At 68.2% G+C, this 25622-nt stretch carries 23 protein-coding genes; 7 read left to right on the top strand and 16 right to left on the bottom strand.

Features of this window, described 5'->3' with window-relative positions:
* Nucleotides 1–7 precede the first annotated feature (7 nt).
* From ABDC25_RS06880 to ABDC25_RS06865, 4 genes are all read right to left on the bottom strand, one after another.
* Nucleotides 8–571 (bottom strand): hypothetical protein, encoded by a 564-nt coding sequence (locus tag ABDC25_RS06880; protein WP_347125550.1) that lies wholly within the window; start codon nucleotides 569–571, stop codon nucleotides 8–10.
* Nucleotides 568–1506 (bottom strand): 16S rRNA (cytosine(1402)-N(4))-methyltransferase RsmH, encoded by a 939-nt coding sequence (rsmH, locus tag ABDC25_RS06875; RefSeq protein WP_347125548.1) that lies wholly within the window; start codon nucleotides 1504–1506, stop codon nucleotides 568–570. The genes ABDC25_RS06880 and rsmH overlap by 4 nt, the downstream gene beginning before the upstream one ends.
* A 102-nt stretch (nucleotides 1507–1608) precedes the next feature.
* Nucleotides 1609–2040: a division/cell wall cluster transcriptional repressor MraZ gene (mraZ, locus tag ABDC25_RS06870; RefSeq protein WP_017830220.1), complete on the bottom strand. Its 432-nt coding sequence runs from the start codon at nucleotides 2038–2040 to the stop codon at nucleotides 1609–1611.
* A gap of 272 nt (nucleotides 2041–2312) precedes the next feature.
* Complete coding sequence (locus ABDC25_RS06865) at nucleotides 2313–2687, bottom strand: DUF3040 domain-containing protein (RefSeq protein ID WP_029258357.1); 375 nt, start codon at nucleotides 2685–2687, stop codon at nucleotides 2313–2315.
* Nucleotides 2688–2784: 97 nt separating this feature from the next.
* Here ABDC25_RS06865 and ABDC25_RS06860 point away from each other — a divergent pair, with 97 nt between their 5' ends.
* Nucleotides 2785–3873 carry a polyprenyl synthetase family protein gene (locus ABDC25_RS06860; protein WP_292776255.1) on the top strand — a complete coding sequence of 363 codons (1089 nt, stop codon included), beginning with the start codon at nucleotides 2785–2787 and terminating at the stop codon, nucleotides 3871–3873.
* 9 nt (nucleotides 3874–3882) lie between these two features.
* Here the strand turns inward: ABDC25_RS06860 and ABDC25_RS06855 are convergent, their stop codons facing one another.
* Nucleotides 3883–4251 (bottom strand): Rv2175c family DNA-binding protein, encoded by a 369-nt coding sequence (locus ABDC25_RS06855; RefSeq protein ID WP_021199327.1) that lies wholly within the window; start codon nucleotides 4249–4251, stop codon nucleotides 3883–3885.
* 120 nt (nucleotides 4252–4371) lie between these two features.
* Here ABDC25_RS06855 and ABDC25_RS06850 point away from each other — a divergent pair, with 120 nt between their 5' ends.
* Together ABDC25_RS06850 and pknB are read left to right on the top strand one after the other, a co-directional pair.
* Nucleotides 4372–5574, top strand: coding sequence for a LysM peptidoglycan-binding domain-containing protein (locus ABDC25_RS06850; RefSeq protein WP_200861061.1), 1203 nt, complete (start codon nucleotides 4372–4374; stop codon nucleotides 5572–5574).
* A gap of 78 nt (nucleotides 5575–5652) precedes the next feature.
* Entirely contained in the window at nucleotides 5653–7599 is a 1947-nt protein-coding gene (gene pknB / locus ABDC25_RS06845) for a Stk1 family PASTA domain-containing Ser/Thr kinase (RefSeq protein WP_167253869.1), read from the top strand.
* 105 nt (nucleotides 7600–7704) lie between these two features.
* Here pknB and ABDC25_RS06840 read toward each other — a convergent pair whose 3' ends face one another.
* Both ABDC25_RS06840 and ABDC25_RS06835 read right to left on the bottom strand, forming a co-directional pair.
* Complete coding sequence (locus ABDC25_RS06840; protein WP_017830214.1) at nucleotides 7705–9045, bottom strand: 3-deoxy-7-phosphoheptulonate synthase class II; 1341 nt, start codon at nucleotides 9043–9045, stop codon at nucleotides 7705–7707.
* Nucleotides 9046–9092: 47 nt separating this feature from the next.
* The gene (locus tag ABDC25_RS06835) at nucleotides 9093–9782 is read right to left on the bottom strand and encodes a lysophospholipid acyltransferase family protein (protein ID WP_021199324.1); all 690 of its coding nucleotides are present in this window, start codon (nucleotides 9780–9782) and stop codon (nucleotides 9093–9095) included.
* Nucleotides 9783–9933: 151 nt separating this feature from the next.
* Here ABDC25_RS06835 and ABDC25_RS06830 point away from each other — a divergent pair, with 151 nt between their 5' ends.
* Nucleotides 9934–11766, top strand: coding sequence for an AMP-dependent synthetase/ligase (locus ABDC25_RS06830; protein WP_021199323.1), 1833 nt, complete (start codon nucleotides 9934–9936; stop codon nucleotides 11764–11766).
* Between the two features lie 61 nt (nucleotides 11767–11827).
* Here ABDC25_RS06830 and def read toward each other — a convergent pair whose 3' ends face one another.
* The 3 genes from def to ABDC25_RS06815 are packed head-to-tail and all read right to left on the bottom strand — an operon-like array spanning nucleotide 11828 to nucleotide 17588.
* A complete protein-coding gene (def, locus tag ABDC25_RS06825) occupies nucleotides 11828–12319 on the bottom strand; it encodes a peptide deformylase (RefSeq protein ID WP_167253867.1) in 492 nt (163 codons plus the stop codon).
* Nucleotides 12319–14157, bottom strand: a complete 1839-nt coding sequence (locus ABDC25_RS06820; RefSeq protein WP_347125543.1) for an AAA family ATPase — start codon at nucleotides 14155–14157, stop codon at nucleotides 12319–12321. The genes def and ABDC25_RS06820 overlap by 1 nt, the downstream gene beginning before the upstream one ends.
* 23 nt (nucleotides 14158–14180) lie before the next feature.
* On the bottom strand, nucleotides 14181–17588 hold the full coding sequence (locus tag ABDC25_RS06815) for a pyruvate carboxylase (protein ID WP_029258365.1): 3408 nt from the start codon (nucleotides 17586–17588) through the stop codon (nucleotides 14181–14183).
* Nucleotides 17589–17681: 93 nt separating this feature from the next.
* Here ABDC25_RS06815 and ABDC25_RS06810 point away from each other — a divergent pair, with 93 nt between their 5' ends.
* A complete protein-coding gene (locus ABDC25_RS06810; RefSeq protein WP_029258366.1) occupies nucleotides 17682–18494 on the top strand; it encodes a ParA family protein in 813 nt (270 codons plus the stop codon).
* Nucleotides 18495–18563: 69 nt separating this feature from the next.
* On the opposite strand, the gene ABDC25_RS06805 is transcribed toward ABDC25_RS06810, so the two are convergent.
* From ABDC25_RS06805 to ABDC25_RS06795, 3 genes are all read right to left on the bottom strand, one after another.
* Nucleotides 18564–19109 (bottom strand): MerR family transcriptional regulator, encoded by a 546-nt coding sequence (locus tag ABDC25_RS06805; protein ID WP_021199318.1) that lies wholly within the window; start codon nucleotides 19107–19109, stop codon nucleotides 18564–18566.
* Nucleotides 19110–19209: 100 nt separating this feature from the next.
* Nucleotides 19210–19896 carry a MerR family transcriptional regulator gene (locus tag ABDC25_RS06800; protein WP_021199317.1) on the bottom strand — a complete coding sequence of 229 codons (687 nt, stop codon included), beginning with the start codon at nucleotides 19894–19896 and terminating at the stop codon, nucleotides 19210–19212.
* Nucleotides 19896–20381 (bottom strand): FHA domain-containing protein, encoded by a 486-nt coding sequence (locus tag ABDC25_RS06795; RefSeq protein ID WP_347125540.1) that lies wholly within the window; start codon nucleotides 20379–20381, stop codon nucleotides 19896–19898. The genes ABDC25_RS06800 and ABDC25_RS06795 overlap by 1 nt, the downstream gene beginning before the upstream one ends.
* Nucleotides 20382–20481: 100 nt before the next feature.
* On the opposite strand from ABDC25_RS06795, the gene ABDC25_RS06790 reads away from it, so the two are divergent.
* Together ABDC25_RS06790 and lpdA are read left to right on the top strand one after the other, a co-directional pair.
* Nucleotides 20482–21132 carry a copper resistance CopC family protein gene (locus tag ABDC25_RS06790; protein ID WP_297558017.1) on the top strand — a complete coding sequence of 217 codons (651 nt, stop codon included), beginning with the start codon at nucleotides 20482–20484 and terminating at the stop codon, nucleotides 21130–21132.
* 9 nt (nucleotides 21133–21141) lie between these two features.
* Complete coding sequence (gene lpdA / locus ABDC25_RS06785) at nucleotides 21142–22539, top strand: dihydrolipoyl dehydrogenase (RefSeq protein WP_021199314.1); 1398 nt, start codon at nucleotides 21142–21144, stop codon at nucleotides 22537–22539.
* Nucleotides 22540–22605: 66 nt separating this feature from the next.
* On the opposite strand, the gene ABDC25_RS06780 is transcribed toward lpdA, so the two are convergent.
* From ABDC25_RS06780 to ABDC25_RS06770, 3 genes are read right to left on the bottom strand one after another with little or no spacing between them, the layout of a single operon-like run.
* Nucleotides 22606–23727 carry an NAD(P)/FAD-dependent oxidoreductase gene (locus ABDC25_RS06780; protein ID WP_347125537.1) on the bottom strand — a complete coding sequence of 374 codons (1122 nt, stop codon included), beginning with the start codon at nucleotides 23725–23727 and terminating at the stop codon, nucleotides 22606–22608.
* Nucleotides 23714–24439: a methyltransferase domain-containing protein gene (locus ABDC25_RS06775; protein WP_297557993.1), complete on the bottom strand. Its 726-nt coding sequence runs from the start codon at nucleotides 24437–24439 to the stop codon at nucleotides 23714–23716. Before ABDC25_RS06775 ends, ABDC25_RS06780 begins: the two co-directional genes overlap by 14 nt.
* Nucleotides 24436–25596 (bottom strand): type III polyketide synthase, encoded by a 1161-nt coding sequence (locus tag ABDC25_RS06770; RefSeq protein ID WP_031207069.1) that lies wholly within the window; start codon nucleotides 25594–25596, stop codon nucleotides 24436–24438. The genes ABDC25_RS06775 and ABDC25_RS06770 overlap by 4 nt, the downstream gene beginning before the upstream one ends.
* Nucleotides 25597–25622: the final 26 nt, after the last annotated feature.

Raw genomic sequence — 25622 nt, 5'->3', positions numbered from 1 at the left:
GTGGGTGTCAGTGCGTCGTGGGGCTGGGGAGGCCGTCGGTGATCGACGGCGGAAGGTCCTGGGTGGGCTGGTCCGTCGCCGTCCCCTCGTCGGTCTCCGCCGGAGGAGGCGGCGGTTCCACGATGAGGGAGTTGCTCACGGCCCCGACACCGGCGGGATTGACGGTCGATGTCCAGTCGGCCCCCGCACCGGTGCCGAAGACGGCACCGTCACTGAGACGCAGATACGACGGCGATCCGGCGACGACCATCCCGAGTCCGGCTGCGCTGCTGGCGAGCACCTGGGGCGAGCTGACGCCGGTGAGTTCTTCCTGGAGGGCGTGCGTCTTCAGGTTGAGCTCGCGCTGCTGTGACGAGAGACTCGCGAGAGTGAACGAGTCCTGGGTGATGGCGAGCGACAGCCCGATCTGCGCGGCTCCGATCGCGAGTGCTCCGCCGAGCGCGATGAGGGCGTAGGCGAGCTTCGGCTTGCGGCGGACTGCAGGGCGGGTGACGGGCTGCAGCTTCCGCTGGGGCGTCCTCTCCGGGGCGACCGGCTGCACCGGCTTCCGGACGACGGCATTCAGGCTCATGCGCTCTCCCGCAGCTTCTCGGCGGCGCGCAGGCGCACCGGGATCGCCCGCGGGTTGCGCGCGCGTTCTTCGTCGTCGGCCAGCTCGGCGCCTTTGGTCAGGATGCGGAAACGCGGAGCATGTTCGGGGAGCTCGACCGGGAGCCCGGCAGGAGCGGTCGAGGCGGAGGCCGCAGCGAACGCCTGCTTCACGAGACGATCTTCCAGCGACTGGTACGACATCACGACGATGCGCCCGCCGACTGCGAGCGCGTCCATCGCCGACGGGATCGCGTCGGCGAGCACGTTGAGCTCGGTGTTCACCTCGATGCGCAGCGCCTGGAACACGCGCTTGGCCGGGTGACCCGCGCGCTGGGCAGCCGCGGGTGTGGCGGCGATCAGGATCTCGACGAGTTCACCCGACCGCGTGATCGGCTGCTTCTGCCGCGCGTCGATGATGAACCGTGCATACCGACCGGCGAGTTTCTCCTCGCCGTAGCGCTCGAAGATGCGGCGGAGATTGCCTTCGCTGTAGGTCGCGATGACCTCTGCGGCCGTGACGCCCTTGGTCTGATCCATCCGCATGTCCAGCGGGGCATCCTTCGAATAGGCGAAGCCGCGGTCGGCTTCGTCCAACTGCAGAGACGAGACGCCGAGATCGAAGAGGATGCCGGCTGCGCCCTGGGCGTGCAGTCCGATCTCGTCGTACACCGTGTGCACGAGCGTGACGCGGTCCGCGAAGCGGGCGAGCCGCTCCCCCGCGATGCGCAGCGCATCGGTGTCGCGGTCGAGTCCGACCAGACGGATGTTCGGGAAGCGTTCGAGCAGCGCCTCGGAGTGACCACCCATGCCGAGGGTGGCATCGACGAGCACCGCTCCGTCCGCCTGGAGGGCGGGAGCGAGCAGCTCGACGCAGCGGTCGAGCAGTACGGGGGTGTGGATGTCTCGGAGGTTCATGATCTTTCTCGGGGTGACCTTCGGCTCTGATCCCCCTCCGCTTCTCGACCCGGCACCGGGGAAGTGTGTCGGGGCGGGAGCGGCGGGGCATCACAGCCGTGGTCAGAAGAGTCCCGGAATCACCTCCTGCTCGAGGTCGGAGTAGGTCTCCTCGCCGGCGGCGAGGTAGGCGTTCCAGCTCTCGGCATCCCAGATCTCGGCGTGGGCGCCGACTCCGGTGACGATGAGTTCCTTCTGCAGACCTGCGTACTGACGCAGGTGCGCCGGGATGGTGATGCGGTTCTGGCTGTCTGGCATCTCCGCGCTGGCTCCGGAGAGGAACAGTCGCATGAAGTCACGCGCCTGTTTGTTCGCGAGCGGCGCCTGACGGATCCGCTCGTGCATCGCCTCGAACTCGGCCGTGCTGAACACGTAGAGGCACCGTTCCTGGCCTCGGGTGACGACGATGCCGCCGCCGAGGTCTTCGCGGAACTTCGCAGGAAGGATGACCCGTCCTTTGTCGTCCAGCTTCGGTGAGTGCGTACCCAGCAACATCGGCCACCACCCCCTCTGCGTCCGGCCAACTCGAGGTGCGCCCCACTTTACTCCACTTTCCTCCACATACCTACGACCAATCCTTCGGAAATCAGGGTCTATGCCGACAAGTACGCCGAACAACCCCGGAATTCCGGGGTGGAGGAAGGTGGAGGGTGACTGGAGGGCGAGTGGGGGACGGACGCGGCGAGCCGGCCGGCGGCGAACGCGGTCAAACGACAGAAGCCCGGATGCTCAGCATCCGGGCTTCTGTCGTGAAGTGTGTGGGGAGGTCAGTGACCGTCCTGGCGGCGATCCCATCGATCGTTCATCCGATCCATGAAGGAGGCCGATTCCTGCCGCTTCGGGGCGGAACGCTCACGGGGCGTGGTCGCGGTGGTGCGTCGCACTGGCGTGACGGCGACCATGACACCGGCGAGCATCGCGGCGAATCCGACGACACCGACGACGATGCCCCAGACGCCACCGAGAATGACTCCGGCGACCAGACCGCCGACACCGGCGAGCAGGAGGAGTGCTCCGTAGACGAGATTTCGGTAGCTCAATGCTCGATCGCCGGACGGCGCGGTCACGACGTCGGCATCGTTGTGGAGGAGATGGCGTTCCATCTCGTCGAGCAGACGCTGCTCCTGTTCGGAGAGTGGCATTTCGTCCCCCTCGGGTATCGTGCCTCCCATTCTACGCGCGCCGAGGCGTCCGGGGCTAGCAGTTCGACGTCCCCTTGCTTTACGTATGCTGGGAGTCGTGCCGTCATCCTCCCCCGTCCCCGACGCCGTCGCCACGCACCTCGCACGCTTCCTCGCGCGGATGCGTGAGGAAGCCTCGGACTACGGCCCTGACGCGGCAGCATTCCTGGACGCCGCCGCCGGCACGCTCGACGGCGGCAAGCGCCTTCGAGCCCGCTTCTGCCATGCGGGGTGGCGTGCCGTCGCGAAATTCGGTGACCGCGACGCGGCGGAGACCGATGCGCTGTGGGACATGTGCACCGCGCTGGAGATCTTCCAGTCGGCCGCGCTCGTCCACGACGATCTGATCGACAACTCCGATACCCGCCGTGGTCGCCCCGCCGCGCATCGTGCGCTCGAGACGTCTCATCGCGCGGCCGGGTGGTCCGGAGATGCAGAGCAGTTCGGCAGGGCATCCGCGATCCTCCTCGGCGACCTGCTCGTCGCATGGAGCGATGACCTTCTGGAATACGCACTCGAGGGCCAGCCGCATGCGCGAGCCGTGCGCGCCGAGTACGCGCGGATGCGAAGGGATGTGACCACCGGCCAGTTCCTGGACATCGCAGAGGAATCGGCCTGGAGCGTGAACGACGGAAGTCTCCACGCCGAGAGGGCGCTGCGCGTGGCATCCCTCAAGTCCGCCAGATACAGCATCGAGCAGCCGCTCGTCCTGGGTGGCGCTTTCGGCGGAGCCCACGAGGACCAGGTCGCCGCACTGCGGCGCTTCGGCCATCCGATCGGCCTGGCATTCCAGCTCCGCGACGACGTGCTCGGCGTGTTCGGCGACGCATCCGTCACCGGCAAGCCGGCGGGCGACGACCTTCGGGAGGGCAAGCGCACGGTGTTGATCGCCCTCACCCGACAGGCTCTCGACGCCTCCGCACGGAATCTCCTGGACGAGATGCTCGGCGACCCCGCTCTGACATCGCCGCAGGTGTCGTCCCTGCAAGCCACGATCACTGCTTCGGGCGCGCTGGACCAGGTCGAGGCGATGATCGCCGACTATGCCCTCGAGGCCGACCGTGCGCTCTCAGGCGCCCGGCTCGACAACGCCGCCGTCGGCGAGTTGCGTGATCTCGCACGCGCGGCCACCGTGCGCGCGTCCTGACGGGCTTCGTCAGGCGAGAGTGCGCGCGAGACGCCGGACCGAGCTCTTGTGCCCGGCCAGCAGGGCGGCGATCGGCGAGCGCCCCAGGCTTTCCTCTTCGGCGAGCAGCCAGTCGATCAGCTCGTCGTCGGTGAAACCGGCGTCCTGCAGGACGATCACTGTTCCGCGCAGAGAACTCAGCGGGTGGCCGTCGACGATGAACACCGAGGGCACGGCGAACGTCCCGTTGCGACGCGACCCCACGAGGTAGTGCTCATCGATCAGACGACGCACTCGGCCGAGGGGCTCGTCGAGCACCTCGACGAGGTCGGGCATCGTCAACCACTCGACATCGGCAGCGGCAGGGGTTCCAGCAACGTTCTCAGACACGTTGCCCACTATCTCACCTCCGTCTGGCCGCCGCATATCGACCATCAGTCACATCCGTCACTTGCGTCACTTCTGTTGACTTCTGTTTACATCCGTGTCAGCGTGAAAAACTCGAAAAGGGGGCAAGCCTTGACAGTCAAGACCGCCACGCGTCGAACGCGATACCTGCCTATCGGAGTGCCTGCGGCGGTGCTCGGAGCCCTGGCGACCACGCTCACGGCGGCACCGGCCCACGCGGCTTCTCCGTCGGATGCTGCCGCCGTCGAGCGTCCACGTCTTCTCCCCGCGCGCGGGGTGCCCACCGAGGCCGCTCCACCCAGCTACGTCGTCCGCCCCGGCGACACCGTCTCCGCCATCGCCACGCGCTTCGGTCTTCGAGCGGTCGATGTCCTGACCTGGAACGGCCTCTCCTGGCGTTCCGTGATCTACCCTGGTCAGACCCTGACGCTGCTGCCTGCGGCCCCGGCGGCGACACCCGCAGCCACGCCCGCCGCCGCGCCGGCGCCCCCGGCCTCGGCCACGCATCAGGTCGTCGCCGGCGACACCGTCTACGCCATCGCGCAGCGATACGGCACCACCGTCGACGCCGTCCTGTCGGCGAACGGCCTCACGCGCGCTTCGATCATCCTTCCGGGCCAGAGTCTCGTCGTCGCCGGCACTGCAGCACCGGCAGCCGCGCCGACACCGGCTGCTGTCCCCGCAGTCGCTCCCGCATCCGCCGCGACGCACACCGTCGTGGCCGGAGACACGCTGTTCGGCATCGCACAGAAGTACGGCACCACGACGCAGACGCTGTACGCCGCGAACGGCCTCGGCCCCTCGTCGATCATCTACCCCGGCCAGACGCTCTCTCTGCAGGCGACGCCGGTAGCGGCTCCCGCCCCCACCACCGCTTCCGCCTCGGCCGGCGGCCAGCAGACGGCGACGCTCACCGCGGAACAGGCTGCGAACGCTGCGCTGATCATCCGCGTCGGTCGCGAGCTCGGCGTCTCGGACCGGGCCATCGCCATCGCCCTCGCGACGGGGATGGTCGAGTCCGGGCTGCGCAACCTCGACTGGGGCGACCGTGACTCGCTCGGCATCTTCCAGCAGCGCCCCAGCACCGGGTGGGGAACGCCCGCGCAGATCATGGACGCAGAGCGGAGCACACGCGTGTTCTACGGAGGGCAGGCCGACCCCAACGGGCAGGTGACACGCGGGCTCCTGGACATCCCGGGCTGGGAGGGCATGCCCTTCACCGAAGCGGCCCAGGCGGTGCAGATCTCCGCCTATCCGGACAAGTACGGCCAGTGGGAGACGCAAGCCTATGCCTGGCTCGCTCTGCACGGCTGACGACATCCGGGAAAACCCGAAGGCCCGAGGGGTGAGCCGCTCCCCTGTCTTTCAGGCAGTTCTCCATAGAATTCTGACGTGACGACCAATCAGCAGGCCGACCCCCTCATCGGGCGGCTTGTCGACGGCCGCTACCGGGTGCGTGCCCGCATCGCCCGCGGCGGGATGGCGACCGTGTACGTCGCGACCGACCTCCGCCTGGAGCGGCGCATCGCCCTCAAGGTGATGCACGCGCACCTCAGCGACGACTCAGCCTTCCAGAGCCGCTTCATCCAGGAGGCCAGAGCCGCTGCCCGGCTGGCGGACCCCCACGTCGTGAACGTGTTCGACCAGGGCCAGGACGGCGAGCTGGCCTACCTCGTGATGGAGTACCTGCCCGGCATCACGCTGCGCGAGCTCCTCCGCGAGCAGAAGCGCCTCACGATCCCGCAGACCATCACCATCATGGATGCGATCCTGGCCGGCCTCTCGGCCGCGCATCGTGCCGGGATCGTGCACCGCGACGTGAAGCCCGAGAACGTCCTCCTCGCCGAAGACGGTCGCATCAAGATCGGCGACTTCGGGCTCGCGCGAGCGACCACCGCGAACACCGCGACCGGACAGCAGCTGCTCGGGACGATCGCCTACCTCGCCCCCGAACTCGTCACGCGCGGAACCGCCGACGCCCGCAGCGACATCTACGCCCTCGGCATCATGCTGTACGAGATGCTCGTGGGTGAGCAGCCCTACAAGGGCGAGCAGCCCATGCAGATCGCTTTCCAGCACGCCACGGAATCGGTGCCCCGACCGAGCGTGCGCAACCCCGCCGTGCCGGAGCAGCTCGACGAGCTCGTGCTCTGGGCAACGGAGAAGTCGCCGGACGACCGACCCGACGACGCGCAGCAGATGCTCGAGCGCTTGCGGGAGATCGAACGAGACCTCGGCATCGCCCCGGCTGCGGCCAGAGCCACCGCGCCGCAGCACAGCCAAGGCGACTCCGGTGACCTCACCAAGGTGATGCCGGGAACGATGGTCATCGCCGACCCCACGGCTCCGGCACCCGCCGCCCTCGACAACGCGACCCTCCTGCGACGACGAGCGTCCAAACGCCGCGCGCGCGGGGCGTTCCTCCTCACTCTCGTGCTGCTGCTGGCGGTGCTCGCCGGCGGGGTCGGCTGGTGGTTCGGTTCCGGACCCGGCTCTCTCATCGCCGTGCCCGCGGTCGCCGGAGGCACGTACGACGCCGCAGCGGCAACGCTCACGGATGCCGGATTCGTGCCGTCGCAGAAGGACGAATTCTCGATCGACATCCCCGCGGGGACCGTCATCGAGACCGATCCGGCGGAGGGCGCGCGACTCGACAAGGGCGCCTCGGTCACGGTGATCGTCTCCGCGGGGCCGGCGACGCACACGCTCGACCCGTTGAACGGCCGCGCCGAGCAGGATGCGCGCGACTACCTCGCCAGCCTCAAGGTCAACGTCACGGACAAATCTCTCCTGCTCTTCTCCGATGCCGACGCCGGCATCGTCATCAACGCGTACGTCACACCGCGGGCCGGCGGGGACTCCTACATCTGCGGGGACGGTTGCGAGGTCTTCGAGGACGACACGGTGGAGCTCTACGTCTCCGCCGGCGACTTCCCCGACGTCGCGGGTATGTCGGTCGGCGAGGCCACCTCCACGCTCACGGACAAGGGCCTCACCGTGACCGCGGACCCGCAGTACACCTTCAGCGACAGCGTCGCCAAGGATGTGGTCATCGGAGTGGCCGATCGTGCGGAAGAAGGCAATTGGCGGCCGGGCGACAGCGTGCAGCTCATCGTCTCCAAAGGCCCGGAGCTGTTCCCCGTGCCGGATGTCTCGGGCAAGACCTTGAACGAGGCGAAGAAGATCCTCTCCGACAAGGGGTTCAAGTCGACCTATGCCGCCTGGGGCGATCTGCCGGGCTTCGCGGAGATGGCCAAGGTCACGGGGCAGGATCCCGGCCCGGACACGTCGCTCCCCCGTGGAGGCACCGTGAACCTCTCGATTCAGCTCAGCGGTTGAGCGCTCCGTCGGGGAACGACCGCGAGACGTCATGAGCAAAGAGAAGGCCGCCTCCCCGTGTTCCGGGGGGGCGGCCTTCTTCGACGGTGTCTCAGCGCTTCTGTCTCAGCGCTTCTCGAGCTCCTCGGCCACCAGGAAGGCGAGCTCCAGCGACTGCATGTGGTTCAGTCGCGGGTCGCACAGGCTCTCGTAGCGCGTGGCCAGCGCGGCCTCGTCGATCTGCTCCGACCCACCGAGGCACTCGGTGACGTCGTCACCGGTGAGCTCGACGTGGATGCCTCCGGGGAAGGTCCCGACCGCACGGTGCGCTTCGAAGAAGCCGCGCACCTCGTCGACGACGTCGTCGAAGCGACGGGTCTTGTAGCCGGTCGGCGTGGTGATGCCGTTGCCGTGCATCGGGTCGGTGACCCACAGCGGCTGCGCGCCGGAATCGCGGACGGCCTCGAGCAGCGGCGGCAGAGCGTCGCGGATCTTTCCGGCGCCCATGCGGGTGATGAAGGTGAGGCGTCCCGGCTCGCGTTCGGGATCGAGCTTGTCGATCAGCGCGAGCGCGGTGTCGGGCGACGTGGTCGGTCCGAGCTTCACGCCGATGGGGTTGCGGATCTTGGAGAAGTAGTCGACGTGCGCGCCATCGAGCTCACGCGTGCGCTCTCCGATCCACAGGAAGTGCGCAGAGGTGTTGTACGGCGTGTCCGTGCGCGAGTCGATGCGCGTCATCGGGCGCTCGTAGTCCATCAGCAGACCCTCGTGCCCCGTGAAGAACTCGACGCGCTTGAGCTCATCGAAGTCCGCTCCGGCAGCCTCCATGAACTTGATCGCGCGGTCGATCTCCGCGGCCATGCGCTCGTAGCGCTGGTTGGCAGGGTTCTGCGCGAAGCCCTTGTTCCACGAGTGCACCTCGCGGAGATCGGCGAAACCACCCTGGGTGAACGCGCGGATCAGGTTGAGGGTCGACGCCGCCGTGTGGTAGCCCTGGAGCAAGCGACCGGGGTCGGCGGTGCGGGACCCCTCGGTGAAGTCGTAGCCGTTCACGATGTCACCGCGGTAGGCGGGCAGAGTGACGTCACCGCGGGTCTCGGAGTCGCTCGAGCGCGGTTTCGCGAACTGACCCGCCATGCGGCCCATCTTGACGATGGGCATCGAGGCGCCGTACGTGAGCACGACAGCCATCTGCAGCACCGTCTTGATGCGGTTGCGGATCTGTTCGGCGGTCGCCCCGGCGAAGGTCTCGGCGCAGTCACCACCCTGGAGGAGGAACGCCTGGCCGGACGCCGCACGGGCGAGCCTGTCACGCAGGTTGTCGACCTCGCCAGCGAAGACCAGCGGCGGAAGGGTCGCGATCTGCTGGGAGACGTCGGCGACGCGGTCCGCGTCGGGCCACTGCGGCTGCTGCTTGATGGGAAGCGAGCGCCATGCATCAAGGGCTTCGATGTGGTGCGGGAGCATGCGTTCCAGCCTAGTGGTCGCGGGTACCACCCAGATCCGCGTGAGGCCTATGTGACGCGCGTGGGGAGCCGGTCCTTGACCGTCGACGCGTAGACGTCCTCGTACTTCTGCTCGCCGAGCCGCTGCAGGGCCACCATGATCTCGTCGGTGACCGAACGCAGGATGTAGCGATCGTTCTCCATGCCCGCGTAGCGCGAGAAGTCGAGGGGCTCCCCGATCACGATTCCGACGCGCACGATGCGGGGCAGCCTCCTGCCGATCGGCATCGCCGTATCGGTGTCGACCATGATCACCGGCACCACCGGGACCTTCGCCTCGAGCGCCATCCTGGCGATGCCGGTCCGACCCCGATACAGCTTTCCGTCGGGGCTTCTGGTGCCCTCGGGATAGATGCCGAGCAGGTCGCCTCCGCCGAGCACCTGGAGTCCGGTGTTCAGCGAGGCCTCGGAAGCCTTGCCACCCGATCGATCGATGGGGATCTGTCCCGTCGCCTTCATGAAGAACTTCGTGGCCCAGCCTTTGAGGCCGCGGCCCGTGAAATAGTCGCTCTTCGCGAGGAAGGACATCGACCGGTCGATCACCAGAGGAAGGAAGATGGAGTCGGCGAAGGAGAGGTGATTGCTCGCGAGGATCGCCGCACCGTTCGCGGGCACGTTGTTGCGCCCGACGATCCAGGGGCGGAACACCGCCTTGACCACGGGGCCGATCACCACGTACTTCATCAGCCAGTAGAACATCGTGGTGAAGTCTAGCGCCGCGCCCGGCGTCCGTGGAGTCGACTCCTTGCTCCGACCATCCACGCGACCCAGTTCCACCTGAGGCGCGACTGGGTTCCATGCCCTAGACTCGGAAGCAAGTCCGTGCCCGACCGGTACCGAAGGAGCTGCCGTGGTCCAGTTTGAAGTCCCCGCGATCGTCCCCGCCGATCCCGACGCGAACGTCGCCGACCTGCTGGTGAAGCGCGTCGAAGCCACTCCGGATCGTGCGCTGTTCTCGGTTCCGGAGGGAGAGGGGTGGCGAGACATCTCGGCCGCCGACTTCCAGACGGCCGTGACCGCCCTCGCGAAGGGCTTCGTCGCCGCCGGCATCCAGCCCGGCGAGAAGGTCGGATTCCTGGCGCGCACGACGTACGAATGGACGCTCGTCGACTTCGCGCTGTTCTACGCCGGCGCCGTGATGGTGCCGATCTACGAGACCAGCTCGCCCTCTCAGATCCAGTGGATCCTCGAGGACTCCGGTGCCATCGCGCTCATCGTGGAGTCGCCTGAGCACTTCGCCCGCGTCGACGAGGTCCGTGGCGACCTCCCGCTGATCCGCGAGGTGTGGCAGCTGCACCTGGGCGCCATCGACACCCTGACCGCCCAGGGCGCCTCCGTGGCCGATGCCGAGATCGAACGCCGGCGCTCCCTTGCGGTCGGATCCGACATCGCCACGCTCATCTACACCTCCGGCTCCACGGGGCGCCCGAAGGGGTGCGTGCTCACGCACAGCAATTTCGTCGAGCTCTCCCGGAACTCCGCCAAGGCTCTGGACGAGGTCGTCCAGACACCGGGAGCCTCCACCCTCCTCTTCATCACGACTGCCCATGTGTTCGCACGGTTCATCTCGATCCTCGACGTCCATGCGGGAGTGCGCACGGGTCACCAGCCCGATACGCGCCAGCTTCTTCCGGCGCTCGGCTCGTTCAAACCGACGTTCCTCCTCGCTGTCCCCCGCGTGTTCGAGAAGGTGTACAACTCGGCGGAGCAGAAGGCCGAAGCTGGCGGCAAGGGCAAGATCTTCCGTGCCGCCGCCGACGTCGCCATCGAGCACTCCAAGCTGCTCGAAGCGGGCAAGCCGATCCCGTTCGGGATGAAGCTCAAGTTCGCCCTGTTCAACAAGCTCGTCTACAGCAAGCTCCGCGAGGCCATGGGCGGCAATGTCGTCTACGCCGTCTCGGGCTCCGCGCCCCTCGGCTCGCGGCTCGGCCATTTCTTCCACAGCCTCGGTGTGGTGATCCTCGAGGGCTACGGCCTGACGGAGACGACCGCGCCCGCCACGGTGAATCTGGCGGACAAGTCGAAGATCGGGACGGTCGGCCCCGCCCTCCCCGGCGTCGGCGTCCGCCTCGCCGACGACGGCGAGATCGAGGTGCGCGGCATCAACGTGTTCAAGGAGTACTGGAACAACCCCGAGGCGACGGCCGAGGCCTTCAGCGAGGGCGGCTGGTTCCACACCGGCGACATCGGCAGCTTCGACTCCGAGGGCTTCCTGACGATCACCGGGCGCAAGAAGGAGATCATCGTCACGGCCGGCGGCAAGAACGTCGCTCCGGCCGCGCTCGAGGACCCGATCCGCGCGAATCCGATCATCGGTCAGGTCGTGGTCGTCGGTGACCAGCGTCCGTTCATCTCGGCGCTCGTCACGCTCGATCCCGAGATGCTTCCGACCTGGCTCGCCAACAACGGCCTCGAGGCCACCATGTCGCTCGTGGACGCGTCCAAGAACGCGGCCGTCCGGGCCGAAGTGCAGCGCGCGGTCGATGCCGCCAATGCACGCGTCTCGCGAGCCGAGTCGATCCGGAAGTTCACGATCCTCGACTCCGAGTGGACGGAGGCCTCGGGGCACCTGACCCCGAAGCTCTCGATCAAGCGGAACATCATCATGAACGACTTCGCCGACGAGATCGCCGCGATCTACGACGAGCCCGTCGCGACCACGAATGTCCCGATCGGCGGCTGACCCGATCCCCCCGATGAAGAAGGGCCCCGCACGCGCGGGGCCCTTCTTCATCAGTCCGGCGTCAGAACCAGGAGCTCTCCCGCACTTCGCGCATGGCGACCTTGCGGACCTCCGGATCGAGCCGGGTCAGGAAGAGCTTGCCGTCGAGGTGATCGGTCTCGTGCTGCAGCGCCTGAGCGAGCAGGCCGTCCCCCTCGAGCACTACGGGGTCGCCGTCGAGATCGATCCCCTCGACGCGCGCCCAGGGATGGCGCTGCGCGTCGTGCCAGAGTCCCGGGACTGAGAGACAGCCCTCCCCCGTCGGCACCGGTTCACCGCGCACCTCGGTGAGCACCGGGTTGAGCACATAGCCGATGTCGCCGTCGATGTTGTAGCTGAAGGCGCGCAGAGCGACGCCGATCTGCGGCGCCGCGACTCCCGCGCGCCCCGGCAGCTCGACGGTGTCGACGAGGTCGGCCACGAGTGCCCGGACCCCGTCGTCGATCACCTCGATCGGGGCGCAGACCGTACGCAGGACGGGGTCGCCGAAGATGCGGATCTCACGGACGGCCATCAGGCGGCCCTGGCCCGCAGGCCCTCGACCAGCAATGCCGCGAGTTCTCGGGCGGCGATGCGGGTCTCGGGCAGAAGGTTGGCGAACACGATCGTGCCACCCCCGGCGATCTGCGGGTCGTAGGGGACCCGCACGACACTCCGTGCACGTGTGGCGAAGTGCGCCTGCAACTCGTTCAGCCGCACGAGGGGCGTCCCGGGCGTGGACTGGTTGAGGACCACGATCGCCTCGCGCGCCTGCTCGGCATACCCGTTGGTCTCGAGCCACGTGAGGGTCTCGGATGCGAGGCGCGCCTCGTCGACGCTCAGCCCCGAGACGATGACGACCTGGTCGGCGAGATCGAGAGTTGCCGACATCACCGAGTGGACGATCCCTGTTCCCGTATCGGTGAGGACGAGCGAGTAGTAGTGCGCCGCCACGCCGGCCACGTCACGGTAGTCGCTGTCGCTGAAGGCCTCGGCGATGCGCGGGTCGGCATCGGAGGCGAGGACGTCGAGGCGTGTCGCGTCGCGCGCCACGATGGCGGAGATGTCGTGGTATCCCTTGACGTCATCGTGGATGCGGACGAGGTCGCGCACGGACTTGCGGTGATGCGGACGCACGATGCGCTCGGCGAGTGTTCCGCGATCCGGGTTGGCGTCGACGGCGATCACGCGATCTTCCCGAGCGTCGGCCAACGCCATGCCCAGCAGCGCCGTGATCGTGGTCTTGCCCACCCCGCCCTTGCGGGAGAGTACGGGCACGAAGCGCGCTCCCCCCGCGAGCGGTGCGGCGATCCGCGCGGAGAGGGCCTTGCGCTCCCGCGCACGACGGCCGTCGCCGATGTTGATGCGCCGACCGGAGACGGCATAGAGGAAGTGACTCCACGCCCCCTCGGGCTCCGGCTTCGCGATCCGGTGCGGGTCGAGCAACCGGTCGGCGGTGAGCAGATCAGCGGACTCGCGCGAGGACTCGCCCAGATCGTCCAGGCGCTTCGAGGTGAGCGTCACGTCCGTGCGGGCCGCCGGGCGAGCCGGTTTCGCCACGACGGGCCTCTCTTCTGGGGTGGACACGGTGGTGGTCTCCTTCTCAGCGGACGCCCGCACGGCGGATGCCGGTGCAGGAGGAGTCGTCTCGATCTCAGATCGAGCCTGGGAGAGGAACCGGGCGGCCGCGGCTTCCTCTGCAGCCCGCCCCTCGGCGGAATCCAGATCGTCGGCGGCCGGCTCAGAGTCCGGCTCATCGACGACGACCGCATCGACGACGACCGCATCGATGACGACATCGTCGACGGGGATCACCGGATCGAGTGCGGTCACCTCGATCACGATCCGTTCCGTGCCGGGCGCCTCATCGATGACGGGCGCCTCGTCGGTCACGGGCGTCGCGTCGATCACGCCCGTGACGACGGGAGGTTCCACGGTCGACCCGACTGTGGGCTCGACGTTCGAGGAGGCCGCCGGCTCCTCCGCCGGTTCGACGACGGGGGCCGATCCGGAGACTGGCGCGGATGCGGCGGCGTTCGCCGATGGGGTCACAGGACGGGTCTGCGATTTCGGCAGCGTCTTCGTCTTCCCCTTCGTCCCGGACTTCGGGACCTGCTCCACGGCAGGCACCTGATCGATCACGAGGTCGCCGATGACCTCGCCGTCGACGACGCCGTCGTCGGCGAGGTCATCCTCCTCGTTTCGGGGAAGGGTCACGCTGACCTGAGCGGTCCCGCCGAGGATGCCGATGCCGGCCGTGTCGAGAGACGCGGCTTCGTCGAGCACCCCCAGCGAGTTCTCCTCGGGGTCGGTGGTGTTCTTCGGTGTCACGATGTCGCTCCAAGCCTGCGCGAGCCTCGGGTGCGCACGCATGCGCGGCCCTCGCCCGCACAAGATTAGTGCGCCGGACGGATCACGACCAAAAGATCTCCGGCGTCCACCTGCTGCGTCTCGGCGATCGCGTGGCGCTCGACCACGCCGTCGACGGGGGCGGTGATGGCCGCCTCCATCTTCATCGCCTCGATGGAGGCGACGGGTTCGCCGGCCCGGACGACGGCTCCGACCTCTGCCTTCAGAGTGACGACGCCGGAGAACGGAGCCGCCACCTGACCGGGAACGGAGGTATCGGCCTTCTCGACCTCGATCGCATCGACCTTGATGGAGCGATCCCGGACGAACACCGGGCGGAGCTGTCCGTTCAGCGTCGTCATCACGGTACGCATCCCCTTGTCGTCCGCGTCGCCGATGGCTTCGAGCCCTACGTACAACCGCACCCCGCGATCGATCTCGATCTGGTGCTCCTGGCCGGCGACGAGGCCGTACAGGTAGTCGCTCGTGTCGAGCACCGACAGGTCGCCGAACAGCTCGCGACGCTCCGCGAACTCCGCACTGGGCGCAGGGAACAGCAGCGTGTTGAGTCGCGTCCGCCGTTCGGCGCTGGTCCCGCCGAGAGCCGCCTCGTCGTCTGCAGTGATCGCGGTGAGACCCGTACGCACGGAGCGCCCGGCGAGGACCTTGGTGCGGAACGGCTCCGGCCATCCTCCGGGAAGATCGCCGAGCTCGCCGGCCATGAAGCCCACGACCGAATCGGGGACGTCGTACTTCTCGGGATGGGCTTCGAAATCGGCAGGGTCCGCCTTCACCGCCGCGAGGTGGAGGGCGAGATCGCCGACGACCTTCGACGACGGCGTCACCTTGGGCACACGGCCGAGGATACGGTCGGCCGCGGCGTACATGTCCTCGATGAGCTCGAAGTCGTCGGCGAGGCCGAGCGCCTTGGCCTGCTGCCGGAGGTTCGACAGCTGTCCGCCCGGGATCTCGTGGTGGTACACACGGCCTGTGGGACCGGGAAGCCCGGACTCGAAGGGCGCATACTGGCGACGCACCGCCTCCCAGTACGGCTCAAGGTCGGAGACGGCGTCGAGCGAGATGCCGCTGTCGCGTTCGGTATGGGCGAGGGCCGCGACCAGCGACGACAAGGACGGCTGACTCGTGGTTCCGGACAGCGGCGCCGACGCGGCATCCACCGCATCCACGCCGGCGGCGCTGGCGGCGAGGAGCGTCGCGAGCTGACCGCCCGGGGTGTCATGCGTGTGCAGATGGACCGGCAGATCGAAGCGCTCGCGGAGCGCCGTGACGAGTGCGGCAGCGGCGGCGGGACGCAGCAGACCCGCCATGTCCTTGATCGCGATGATGTGCGCGCCGGCCTCGACGATCTGGTCCGCAAGGCCCAGGTAGTAGTCGAGGGTGTAGAGGTCCTCCGCGGGGTCGAGCAGGTCGCCGGTGTAGCAGAGCGCGACCTCGGCAATCGCGGTCCCGGTGTTGCGGACGGCCTCGATCGCCGGACGCATCTGCTCCACGTCGTTGAGTGCGTCGAAGATGCGGAAGATGTCGACGCCGCTGGCGGCGGCCTCCGCGACGAATGCCTCGGTCACCGCCGTCGGGTACGGCGTGTAGCCGACGGTGTTCCTCCCACGAAGGAGCATCTGGATCGCCACGTTGGGCAGAGCGGCACGGAGCTTGTCGAGGCGCTCCCACGGGTCTTCGCCCAGGAAGCGCAGCGCGACGTCGTAGGTCGCACCGCCCCATGCCTCGACCGAGAGGAGTCCAGGAGTGAGCCGCGCGAGATACGGTGCGGCAGCGACGAGATCCTTCGTGCGCACACGCGTCGCCAGAAGCGACTGGTGCGCGTCGCGGAACGTCGTATCGGTGATCGCCAGCGCCGTCTGCGCACGAAGGCTGCGGGCGAAGCCCTCCGGCCCCAGCTCGAGGAGCTTCTGACGCGAACCCGGCACCGGCTCCGAGGTCAGATCGATCGACGGAAGCTTGGTGACGGCGTCGACCACACCGGGGTGCACGCCGTGGGGCTTGTTCACCGTGACGTCGACCAGCCAGTTGAGGAGCTTCGTGCCGCGGTCCTTGGAGACGCGACCGCGAAGCAGCTCGGGCCGCTCGTCGATGAACGACGTGCTGACGTCGCCGGCGATGAACGCGTCGTCCTCCAGGAGCGCCTGGAGGAAGGGGATGTTGGTCGAGACACCGCGGATGCGGAACTCGGCGAGGGCACGACGGGCGCGGGCGACGGCTGCCGGGAAATCACGCCCGCGGCACGTGAGCTTCGCCAGCATGGAGTCGAAGTGGGGGCTGATCTGTGCGCCCTGATGGACCGTGCCGCCGTCGAGACGGATCCCGGCGCCCCCGGGAGAGCGGTAGGTCGTGATCTTGCCGGTATCGGGGCGGAAGCCCTGCGTCGGGTCCTCCGTCGTGATCCGGCACTGCAGTGCGGCACCGCGCAGATGCAGGTTCTCCTGCTGCAGTCCCAGTTCGGCGAGGGTCTGGCCCGAGGCGATGCGCATCTGGCTCTGCACGAGGTCGACGTCGGTCACCTCTTCGGTGACCGTGTGCTCGACCTGGATGCGCGGATTCATCTCGATGAAGACGACCTCGCCGGTGCGCTCCCCCGCGGTCTCGAGCAGGAACTCGACCGTCCCGGCGTTCTCGTACCCGATGGAGCGGGCGAAGGCGACGGCGTACCCGTGCAGAGCGGTGCGCACGCTGTCGTCGAGGTTCGGCGCCGGTGCGATCTCGACGACCTTCTGATGGCGCCGCTGCACCGAGCAGTCACGTTCGAACAGGTGCACGGTCTCGCCGGTCTTGTCGGCGAGGATCTGCACCTCGATGTGGCGCGGGCGCACGACCGCCTGCTCGAGGAACATCCTGGCGTCGCCGAAGGCGCTCTCGGCCTCTCGCATCGCTTCGGCCAGAGCGGGAGCGAGGTCCCCGGCCGTCTCGACACGACGCATCCCGCGGCCTCCGCCACCGGCCACGGCCTTGGCGAACAACGGGAATCCGATCTCCTCCGCCTGGGCGACCAGCGCCTCGACGTCATCGGATGCCTCGGTGGAGCGGAGGACCGGGACACCGGCTTCGATCGCATGGCGTTTCGCCTCGACCTTGTTGCCGGCCATCTCGAGCACGTTCGATGGCGGGCCGATGAACACGATGCCGTTCGCCGCCGCCTTCTCGGCGAGCTCCGGGTTCTCGGAGAGGAAGCCGTATCCGGGGTAGATCGCGTCCGCCCCCGACTCGAGTGCGACGCGGATGATCTCGTCGACATTCAGGTACGCGCGCACCGGATGCCCGCGCTCACCGATCTCGTAGGCTTCATCGGCCTTGAGCCGATGGACGGAGCCGCGGTCCTCATGCGGGAACACCGCGACGGTGCGCGCTCCCACTTCGACAGCCGCACGGAAGGCACGGATCGCGATCTCGCCGCGGTTCGCCACAAGGATCTTCTGGAACATGCACACCTCTGGGAGCTCGATGCGCAGCGTTTTCGATGCGCATGGGGCGGGGCTGAGTGTTCCCCCAGCCTAGGGGAAGGTAACGTGGTCTCCGTGCACGTACTCAGCGTCAGCTCTCTCAAGGGAGGCGTCGGCAAGACGACCGTGACACTCGGGCTGGCCTCAGCGGCTTTCGCCCGAGGCGTCCGGACTCTCGTCGTCGACCTCGACCCGCAGTCCGACGTCTCCACCGGGATGGACATCCAGGTGGCCGGACGACTCAACATCGCCGACGTCCTGGCGAACCCGAAGGAGAAGGTCGTCCGTCAGGCGATCACCTCCAGCGGCTGGGCGAAGGTGCACCCGGGCACGATCGACGTGCTCATCGGCAGCCCCTCCGCGATCAACTTCGACGGCCCGCACCCGAGTGTGCGCGACGTGTGGAAGCTCGAAGAGGCCCTCGCCTCCGTCGAAGCCGACTACGACCTCGTGCTCGTCGACTGCGCGCCGTCCCTGAACGCGCTGACCCGCACGGCGTGGGCTGCGAGCGACCGTGTCATGGTCGTCACCGAACCCGGCCTCTTCTCCGTCGCCGCAGCCGACCGCGCCCTCCGCGCGATCGAGGAGATCCGACGCGGACTCTCGCCCCGGCTCCAGCCGCTCGGCATCGTGGTGAACCGCGTGCGCCCCCAGTCCATCGAGCACCAGTTCCGCATCAAGGAGCTGCGCGACATGTTCGGGCCGCTCGTGCTCTCCCCTCAGCTGCCCGAGCGCACGTCTCTGCAGCAGGCTCAGGGTGCCGCCAAGCCGCTGCACATCTGGCCCGGAGACTCCGCCCAGGAGCTCGCCGCCGACTTCGACCAGTTGCTCGACCGCATCATCCGGACCGGTCGCATCCCCGTCCCCGAGAGCGGTCAGCAGAGCTGACCCTCCTGACGCGCACAGCGAAACGGCCGCCCTCTTCGAGGACGGCCGTTTTCTGTATGACGTGAGACGTCAGGCGGAACGCTTGGTGCGACGCGCGGACAGCTCGTCAACAGGGTCCGGAGCGGTGGCATCGAAGGCGACGAGCGTCGACTCCACCTCGCGGAGCACCTTGCCGACGGCGATTCCGAAGACACCCTGACCGCGGCTGACGAGGTCGATGACCTCGTCGTTCGACGTGCAGAGGTAGACCGAGGCGCCGTCGCTCATGAGCGTGGTGCCTGCGAGATCGCGGATGCCGGCGCGACGGAGTTCCTCGACGGCGGTGCGGATCTGCTGCAGCGAGATGCCGGTGTCGAGAAGGCTCTTCACGAGCTTGAGGACGAGGATGTCGCGGAAGCCGTAGAGACGCTGCGAACCCGAGCCGCTCGCGCCTCGGACGGTGGGCTCCACCAGCTCGGTGCGAGCCCAGTAGTCCAACTGACGATAGGTGATGCCGGCGGCACGAGCAGCGACCGCACCACGGTAGCCGACCTCGTCATCCATGGCCGGAAGGCCGTCGGTGAAGAGGAGTTCGGGTACGAACCGCGGGTCGCCTGTGAGCTCATCCGCATTCATCTGAAATCCTCCCTGGAACGGTTATCTTCCACGGTAGAGCAGTGCCTGGGCACCAGCAATCACATCCGTGCCGCGGCGAAGGTGTGTCGCAATCAGTTCGTTACGAAAGCACGCGCGAGAGCGCATCCTTGACGAAGAGCGAGCGCACTTCGTCGATGCGCGTGGCGAGCTCGGGAGCGAGCTCGCTGGCTTTCGCTCGGGAGGCCGCATCGGTCCGGCGGAGCAGCGCGGACATGGCGGATTCGATGAGGGCGACCTCGCGCTCGGCGCCCTGACGCAGCGAACGAAGGTGCCGCGGCTCGATGCCGTGGCGGTCCAGGCCGACGAGACCGCGAAGCAGCGTCACCGTCGCCTCGGGGTAGCTCTCCTGAGCGGTGATGACGCCGGTGCTGATGGCGTCGTTGAGGAGCTGCGGGCCTGCTCCGGCCGCGGCGAGGAGCTCGTCGCGGCGGTACCGGCGGGGCGCCGGGGTGATCGACGGCGGGGGCACGAGAGCAGTCGCGTCTCCCCCGGCGTCGACGTCGTCGAGCTGTTCGCGGATGACGCTCAAAGGAAGGTAGTGATCACGCTGCAGCGTGAGTCCGAGCCGGAGGCGCTCGATGTCGGACGCCGAGAACTTGCGATAGCCGGAGTCGGTGCGAGAGGGGGTGACGATGCCCTGCACCTCGAGGAAGCGCAGCTTGCTGGAGGTCAGGTCGGGGAACTCCGGGGTGAGCCTTGCGAGCACCTGACCGATACTCAACAGACCCGCGGACGCAGAGCGTTCGCGGGCAGGAGAGGCCGCCATCAGGCGTTCGCCGCCGGGCGGTCGTGCGGAGAGGCGAAGAAGTTCAGACGGAACTTGCCGACGCGGAGTTCGGAACCGTCCACCAGGGTGCTGCGATCGACACGCTCGCCATTGACGTAGGTCCCGTTGAGCGAACGCTGGTCGATGATCTCGAACGTGGACCCCGTGCGCGTGATCTCCGCATGCCGGCGCGAGACCGTCACGTCGTCGAAGAAGATGTCGGCCTCGGGGTGACGGCCGACGGTCGTCACGTCGGTGTCGAGGAGGTACCGGGCTCCGGCGAGAGCGCCGGAGCGGACCAGCAGAAGCGCCGATCCCGCAGGCAGCGCGACGATCGCCGACTGCTCGACGTCGGTGAGTTCCACTCCGAACGGCACGAACGACAGATCGGAATCGTGCCCGAACGTCTGCGTAACGTCGTGTCTCTGCTCACCGGAACGGTGGATCGCGGCTTCTCCGGCCGGTCGGCTGTCGCTGTCAGTCACTGTGCCCTCCTGGTTGTCCAGACTAACGGATGCCGAGCCGGTCGCGGGAGGCCGCTTCCACACTCAGCCGCCCCATACCGAGGATTCATAGGCTGTACTCGTGAAGACCAAAGCTCTGAGCCGCTCGGCCGCCCCGATCGCCCTCGCCGCGACCCTGCTCGCCGCCTTTCTCGTGCTCCTCTCCCCTCTCTCCGCTTCTGCGCACGACGCACTCGTGTCGTCGTCGCCGGCAGCAGACGAGTCGGTCGAGGTCGTTCCCGCCGCGTTGACGCTCACCTTCAACGCGAAGCTGATCGGCGGCGAAGGCGCCACCGAGGTCGTCGTGACCGATCCGTCCGGCGCCTCCATCACCGATGGTCCGGCGACCGTCGACGGCGCGATCGTCACGCAGCCCTTGACGGGCTCGGGGCCGGCCGGCGCCTACCACGTGATCTGGAAGGTCGTCTCCAGCGACGGGCACCCCACGTCGGGCGAGTACTCCTTCACCGTCACCGTCGGCGACGAAAGCGCCGCGACGACCGAACCCAGCGTCGCGCCGACCACGACGCCGCCGACGGCCGAGCAGACGGCAGCCCCCGCCCCCACGGCCACGACCGTGACGGAATCCGGCGATTCTGCCGACGGGTCCGCCTGGATCTGGGTGGTCGTGATCGTCGCCGTGCTCGTCGTCGCCGGCGTGGTCGTCTGGATCGTCATGAGCCGCCGCGGCGGAGGCCCCCGGACCGATTCCGACCCCTCGTCCGAGCGATAGGCTTAAGGCATGCCACACTACGACGTCGTCATCCTTGGTGCAGGTCCTGGCGGATACGTCGCTGCGGTTCGCAGCGCGCAGCTCGGTCTCTCCACCGCGATCATCGAGGAGAAGTACTGGGGCGGTGTCTGCCTCAACGTCGGCTGCATCCCCTCCAAGGCACTCCTGAAGAACGCGGAACTCGCCCACACCCTGAATCACAAGGCTGATTTCTTCGGAATCTCCGGTGAGTTCACGATCGACTTCGGCAAGGCCTTCGATCGCAGCCGCGAGGTGGCCGAAGGCCGCGTCAAGGGCATCCACTTCCTCATGAAGAAGAACAAGGTGACCGAGTACAACGGTCGCGGCACCTTCACCGGCCCCAAGGCGATCTCGGTCGCCAAGGCCGACGGCACGACCGAAGAGGTCACCTTCGACAACGTCATCATCGCCACCGGCTCCAAGGTCCGCCTGCTCCCGGGCGTCACGCTCAGCGAGAACGTGGTGACCTACGAAGAGCAGATCATGACCCGTGAGCTGCCCGAGTCGATCGTCATCGTCGGCGCCGGCGCCATCGGCATGGAGTTCGCGTACGTCCTGACGAACTACGGCGTCAAGGTCACGATCATCGAGTTCCTCGACCGTGCGCTCCCCAACGAGGACGCCGACGTGTCGAAGGAGATCACGAAGCAGTACAAGAACTACGGCGTCGACATCCTCACCTCGACCAAGGTCGAGTCGGTCGTCGACAACGGCTCCTCGGTCACCGTCACATACACCGGCAAGGACGGCCAGCAGAGCTCGATCGAGGCCGGCAAGGTCCTCATGTCGGTAGGGTTCGCCCCGAACATCGAGGGCTTCGGACTCGAGAACACCGGCGTGAAGCTGACCGAGCGCGGCGCGATCGACATCGATGACCACATGCGCACCAACGTCGACGGCATCTACGCGATCGGCGATGTGACGGCCAAGCTGCAGCTCGCCCACGTGGCGGAGGCGCAGGGCGTCGTCGCCGCCGAGACCATCGGCGGAGCCGAGACCCAGACGCTCGGCGACTACCGCATGATGCCGCGCGCGACGTTCTGCTCCCCGCAGGTCGCGTCGTTCGGTCTCACGGAGCAGCAGGCCAAGGACGAGGGGCGCGAGATCAAGGTCGCGACCTTCCCGTTCATGGCGAACGGCAAGGCACACGGCCTGGGCGAGCCGGTCGGCTTCGTCAAGCTGATCGCCGATGCCGAGCACCTCGAGCTCATCGGCGCACACATGATCGGCCCCGACGTCTCCGAGCTCCTCCCCGAGCTGACGCTGGCCCAGAAGTGGGACCTGACGGCTCTCGAGCTGGCCCGCAACGTGCACACCCACCCGACGCTGTCGGAGGCGCTGCAGGAGGGCTTCCACGGCCTCGCCGGTCACATGATCAACTTCTGATCGAGACTCCTCACGAAGGCCCGGTCCGCGGACAGCGGATCGGGCCTTCGTGCGTCTCCGAGGCCGTCAGAGGCCGCGCATGGTGAGGAGGCCGGTCGTCCATCCGCGCAGCGGTGCCGATCCGAGCCCCTGCATCAGCATCTCCCGTCCACGCACGACCGTCCGGGGAGCGGGAGCGCCCATCGACATGTAGAACGCCGAGCGGCGCTGCGCCCGGGAGGCCGATCTGCGCGCATGCCGTTCATATCCCGACAGGTCGGGCGCCCGACTCGGCAGCGTCCTGGCGAGGGCGGTGGCGAGACGAACGGCATCCATCCACCCGAGGTTCATCCCCTGCCCGCCGATCGGACTGATCTCGTGCGCGGCATCGCCGAGGAGCACCAGCCGCCCGCGCTGCAGTCGCGTCGCCGCGTGCTGCGCGGCGACGAATGACGTCGGCATCGCGTCCGCCGCGGGGGCGACGGCGATTCCCGTGCGCGTCTCGATGGTCGCGCAGAATTCCTCGATGCTGCGCAGACCTCCGCCCTCCGCTTCCCGCACCACCCACCGGCGCTGTCCACCGGGAAGTGGGAACGACTCGACGAGTCCCTCCGGTTCGCAGTGCAGCACGGCGCGCGCGTCGGGTGTCGCATCGGCGAGGTCGACCATCGCATAGGAGGCCCGTCCGAGGCGGCGGCGCCACCCGGCGTCGATCCGGTCACGGAGTCGGCTGCGCACGCCGTCCGCGACGACCACCACGGAAGCCGACAGCTCGTGCGGTCCGTCGGGGGAAGCGCATGCGATCTGCACGGCATCCACGGTCTGCCGTACGCCCCGCACGTCGTGTCCGAGAAGCAGCGACTCGGGGGAGAGCGACTGCAGGCGTGCGCGCAACAGTGCGCCGGTCCGCGGCTGCGGGAGGATGAGGATCGGGTGATCCTGCCCGAACGTCAGAGTCGCCAGGGTCCGGCGGCGACTGCGCACCTCGCCGCCGTCGAGGCGCAGCGCCTCCGCCCGCACCGCGTCACCGATGCCCGCGGTATCCAGAGCCTCCAGCCCCGGACGGTGGATCCCGATCGCCCTGTTCCGCCCATCCGCATCCGTACGGCGCTCGCACACCGCGACATGCCTCCCCTCCTGCACCAGCAGACACGCCAGCAGCAGCCCGACGGGCCCCGCTCCCACGATCAGGACGTCATGGTCGGGCACGGTCTCCCTCCCACCGCAGTTCCAGACGAGCGGGCACACCCCCGCTGACGGTCCAGCCGCTCGGGGCGATCGCTGCGAGCTCGGAGACCGTGTACGAACGGCGGATGCTGATGAGGCCGTCCTCACGGATGAACGAGTCCGCGAGCAGAGTTCCGGAGACCGGCCACGTCGCCGCGGCGAACAGCGCATGAGCCGTGCGGCTGCGGGCGATGTCGTGATGGGATACCAAGCCGTCTGGAGCCGCGAGCTGCACGGAGTCGCTGAGCACGGTCCGGAGTTCGGCGTCGTCGAGATGGTGCAGCACGTGGTTCGACAGCACCACGTCGTAGGTCTCGCCCGCCGCCACCAGCTCGGTCGTGAGGGCGCGGCGATACCGGATGCCGGCGCCGCGATCGTGCGCCGATGCCCAGCGGATCGCCCGCTCGTCGACGTCGAGAGCGGTGATCTCGGCGTCGAACCCCTCATGACGCAATCGCCGGGCGAGCAGACGGCAGAGGTCGCCCCCGCCCGCCCCCACGTCGAGGATCCGCAACGACCGGGAGCGCAGCGCCCGAGGCCGGATGTCACGACGGTAGAAGGCTCCAGGGCGGGAGACCAGAGCGTTCACGAACCCGAACCGCCCGTAGGTCCGGGCCAGCTTGCGCGCATCGGCGTGCGGATCGTCCATCAGCTCGCGGGCGCCGACGTCCCGCGTGGCGAGGGACCGCCTCATGACTCGGTCGAGGCGACGACGGTCATCAGCGCGCTCTCGGCGGTGAGCCCCGGGCCGAACGCCATCGCAGAGACCCGGTCTCCTGCCCTCGCCCCCTCCTCCTCCAGGATGTGTTTGAGGACGAACAGCACGGTCGCGCTGGACATGTTTCCGTTCTGCCGCAGCACCTCCCTGGCCGGGTGCAGCTGCGCGTCACTGAGGTGCAACCGCTCCTGCACCTTGTCGAGGATGCTGCGCCCACCGGGGTGGATCGCCCAGTGCTCGACCACCTCCCCCACGCTGCCGGCCTCGAAGGCCTCGCCGAGACTCTCTTCCGCGGCATAGAGCGGACGGAGGGCGCCGATGATCGTCTCGCCGATGATCTGCGGAACCGCGGTGGAGAGGATCATCTCGAATCCGGTGTCGCCGATCGTCCAGGCCATGTCCTTCTCGCCCTCCGGCGCTATCGCGGTGTGGAAGCAGTCAAGGCGCAGCCCGGTCGAAGGAGAGGGAAGGCCGCGGGCCGTGACGATTCCGGCAGCCGCACCATCGCCGAACAGGGACGAGGCGACGATCGTGTCGGGGTCCTCCGAGGAGCGCAGATGCAGCGTGCACAGCTCCACGCTCACGACCAGGACGACCGCGTTCTCGTCCGCCGCGCAGAACTGACTCGCTGCGCGGAGCGCCGGCATGGACGCATAGCAGCCCATGAAGCCGAGGTGGAAACGCTGCACCGCATCGGACAGCCCGAGGGCGCGGACGATCTCGTACTCCGGGCCGGGGGCATGGAATCCGGTGCAGGAGACCGTGATGACATGCGTCACATCGGCGGGCCCGAGATCGGGGTCGGCCCCGATCGCTCGCCTCGCAGCCTCGACGAACAGCCGCGTGGCCTCACGCGTGTAGAGGTCGTTGCGTACTTTGGTGCCGGGGGCGAGCAGCCTCCCGGTTCGCCGGTCGAAGAAGACGGGATCGGTCGTGTCGGATGCGAGCGACAGCTCATCGATCACCGTGTGCCTGGCGTCGATCCCTGAGACGTTGAAGGACGTCGTGACGATGCGCTGCGCCAGCCTCCCGAGGTCGGGCTGCTGCGCGAAGACATCACGCACCTGCTCCTGGACGAGAACGGTGTCGGGGACGATCGTCTGCAGCGATCGAAGCACAGGCGGTCGGCTCATGGTGTCACTCAAGCACTGCGCACCGT

The organism is Microbacterium sp. SY138 (assembly GCF_039729145.1).
Lineage (GTDB): Bacteria > Actinomycetota > Actinomycetes > Actinomycetales > Microbacteriaceae > Microbacterium > Microbacterium maritypicum_A.
The sequence above is the reverse complement of the archived record's forward strand: the minus strand, read 5'-3'. Positions and strand labels throughout refer to the sequence as shown.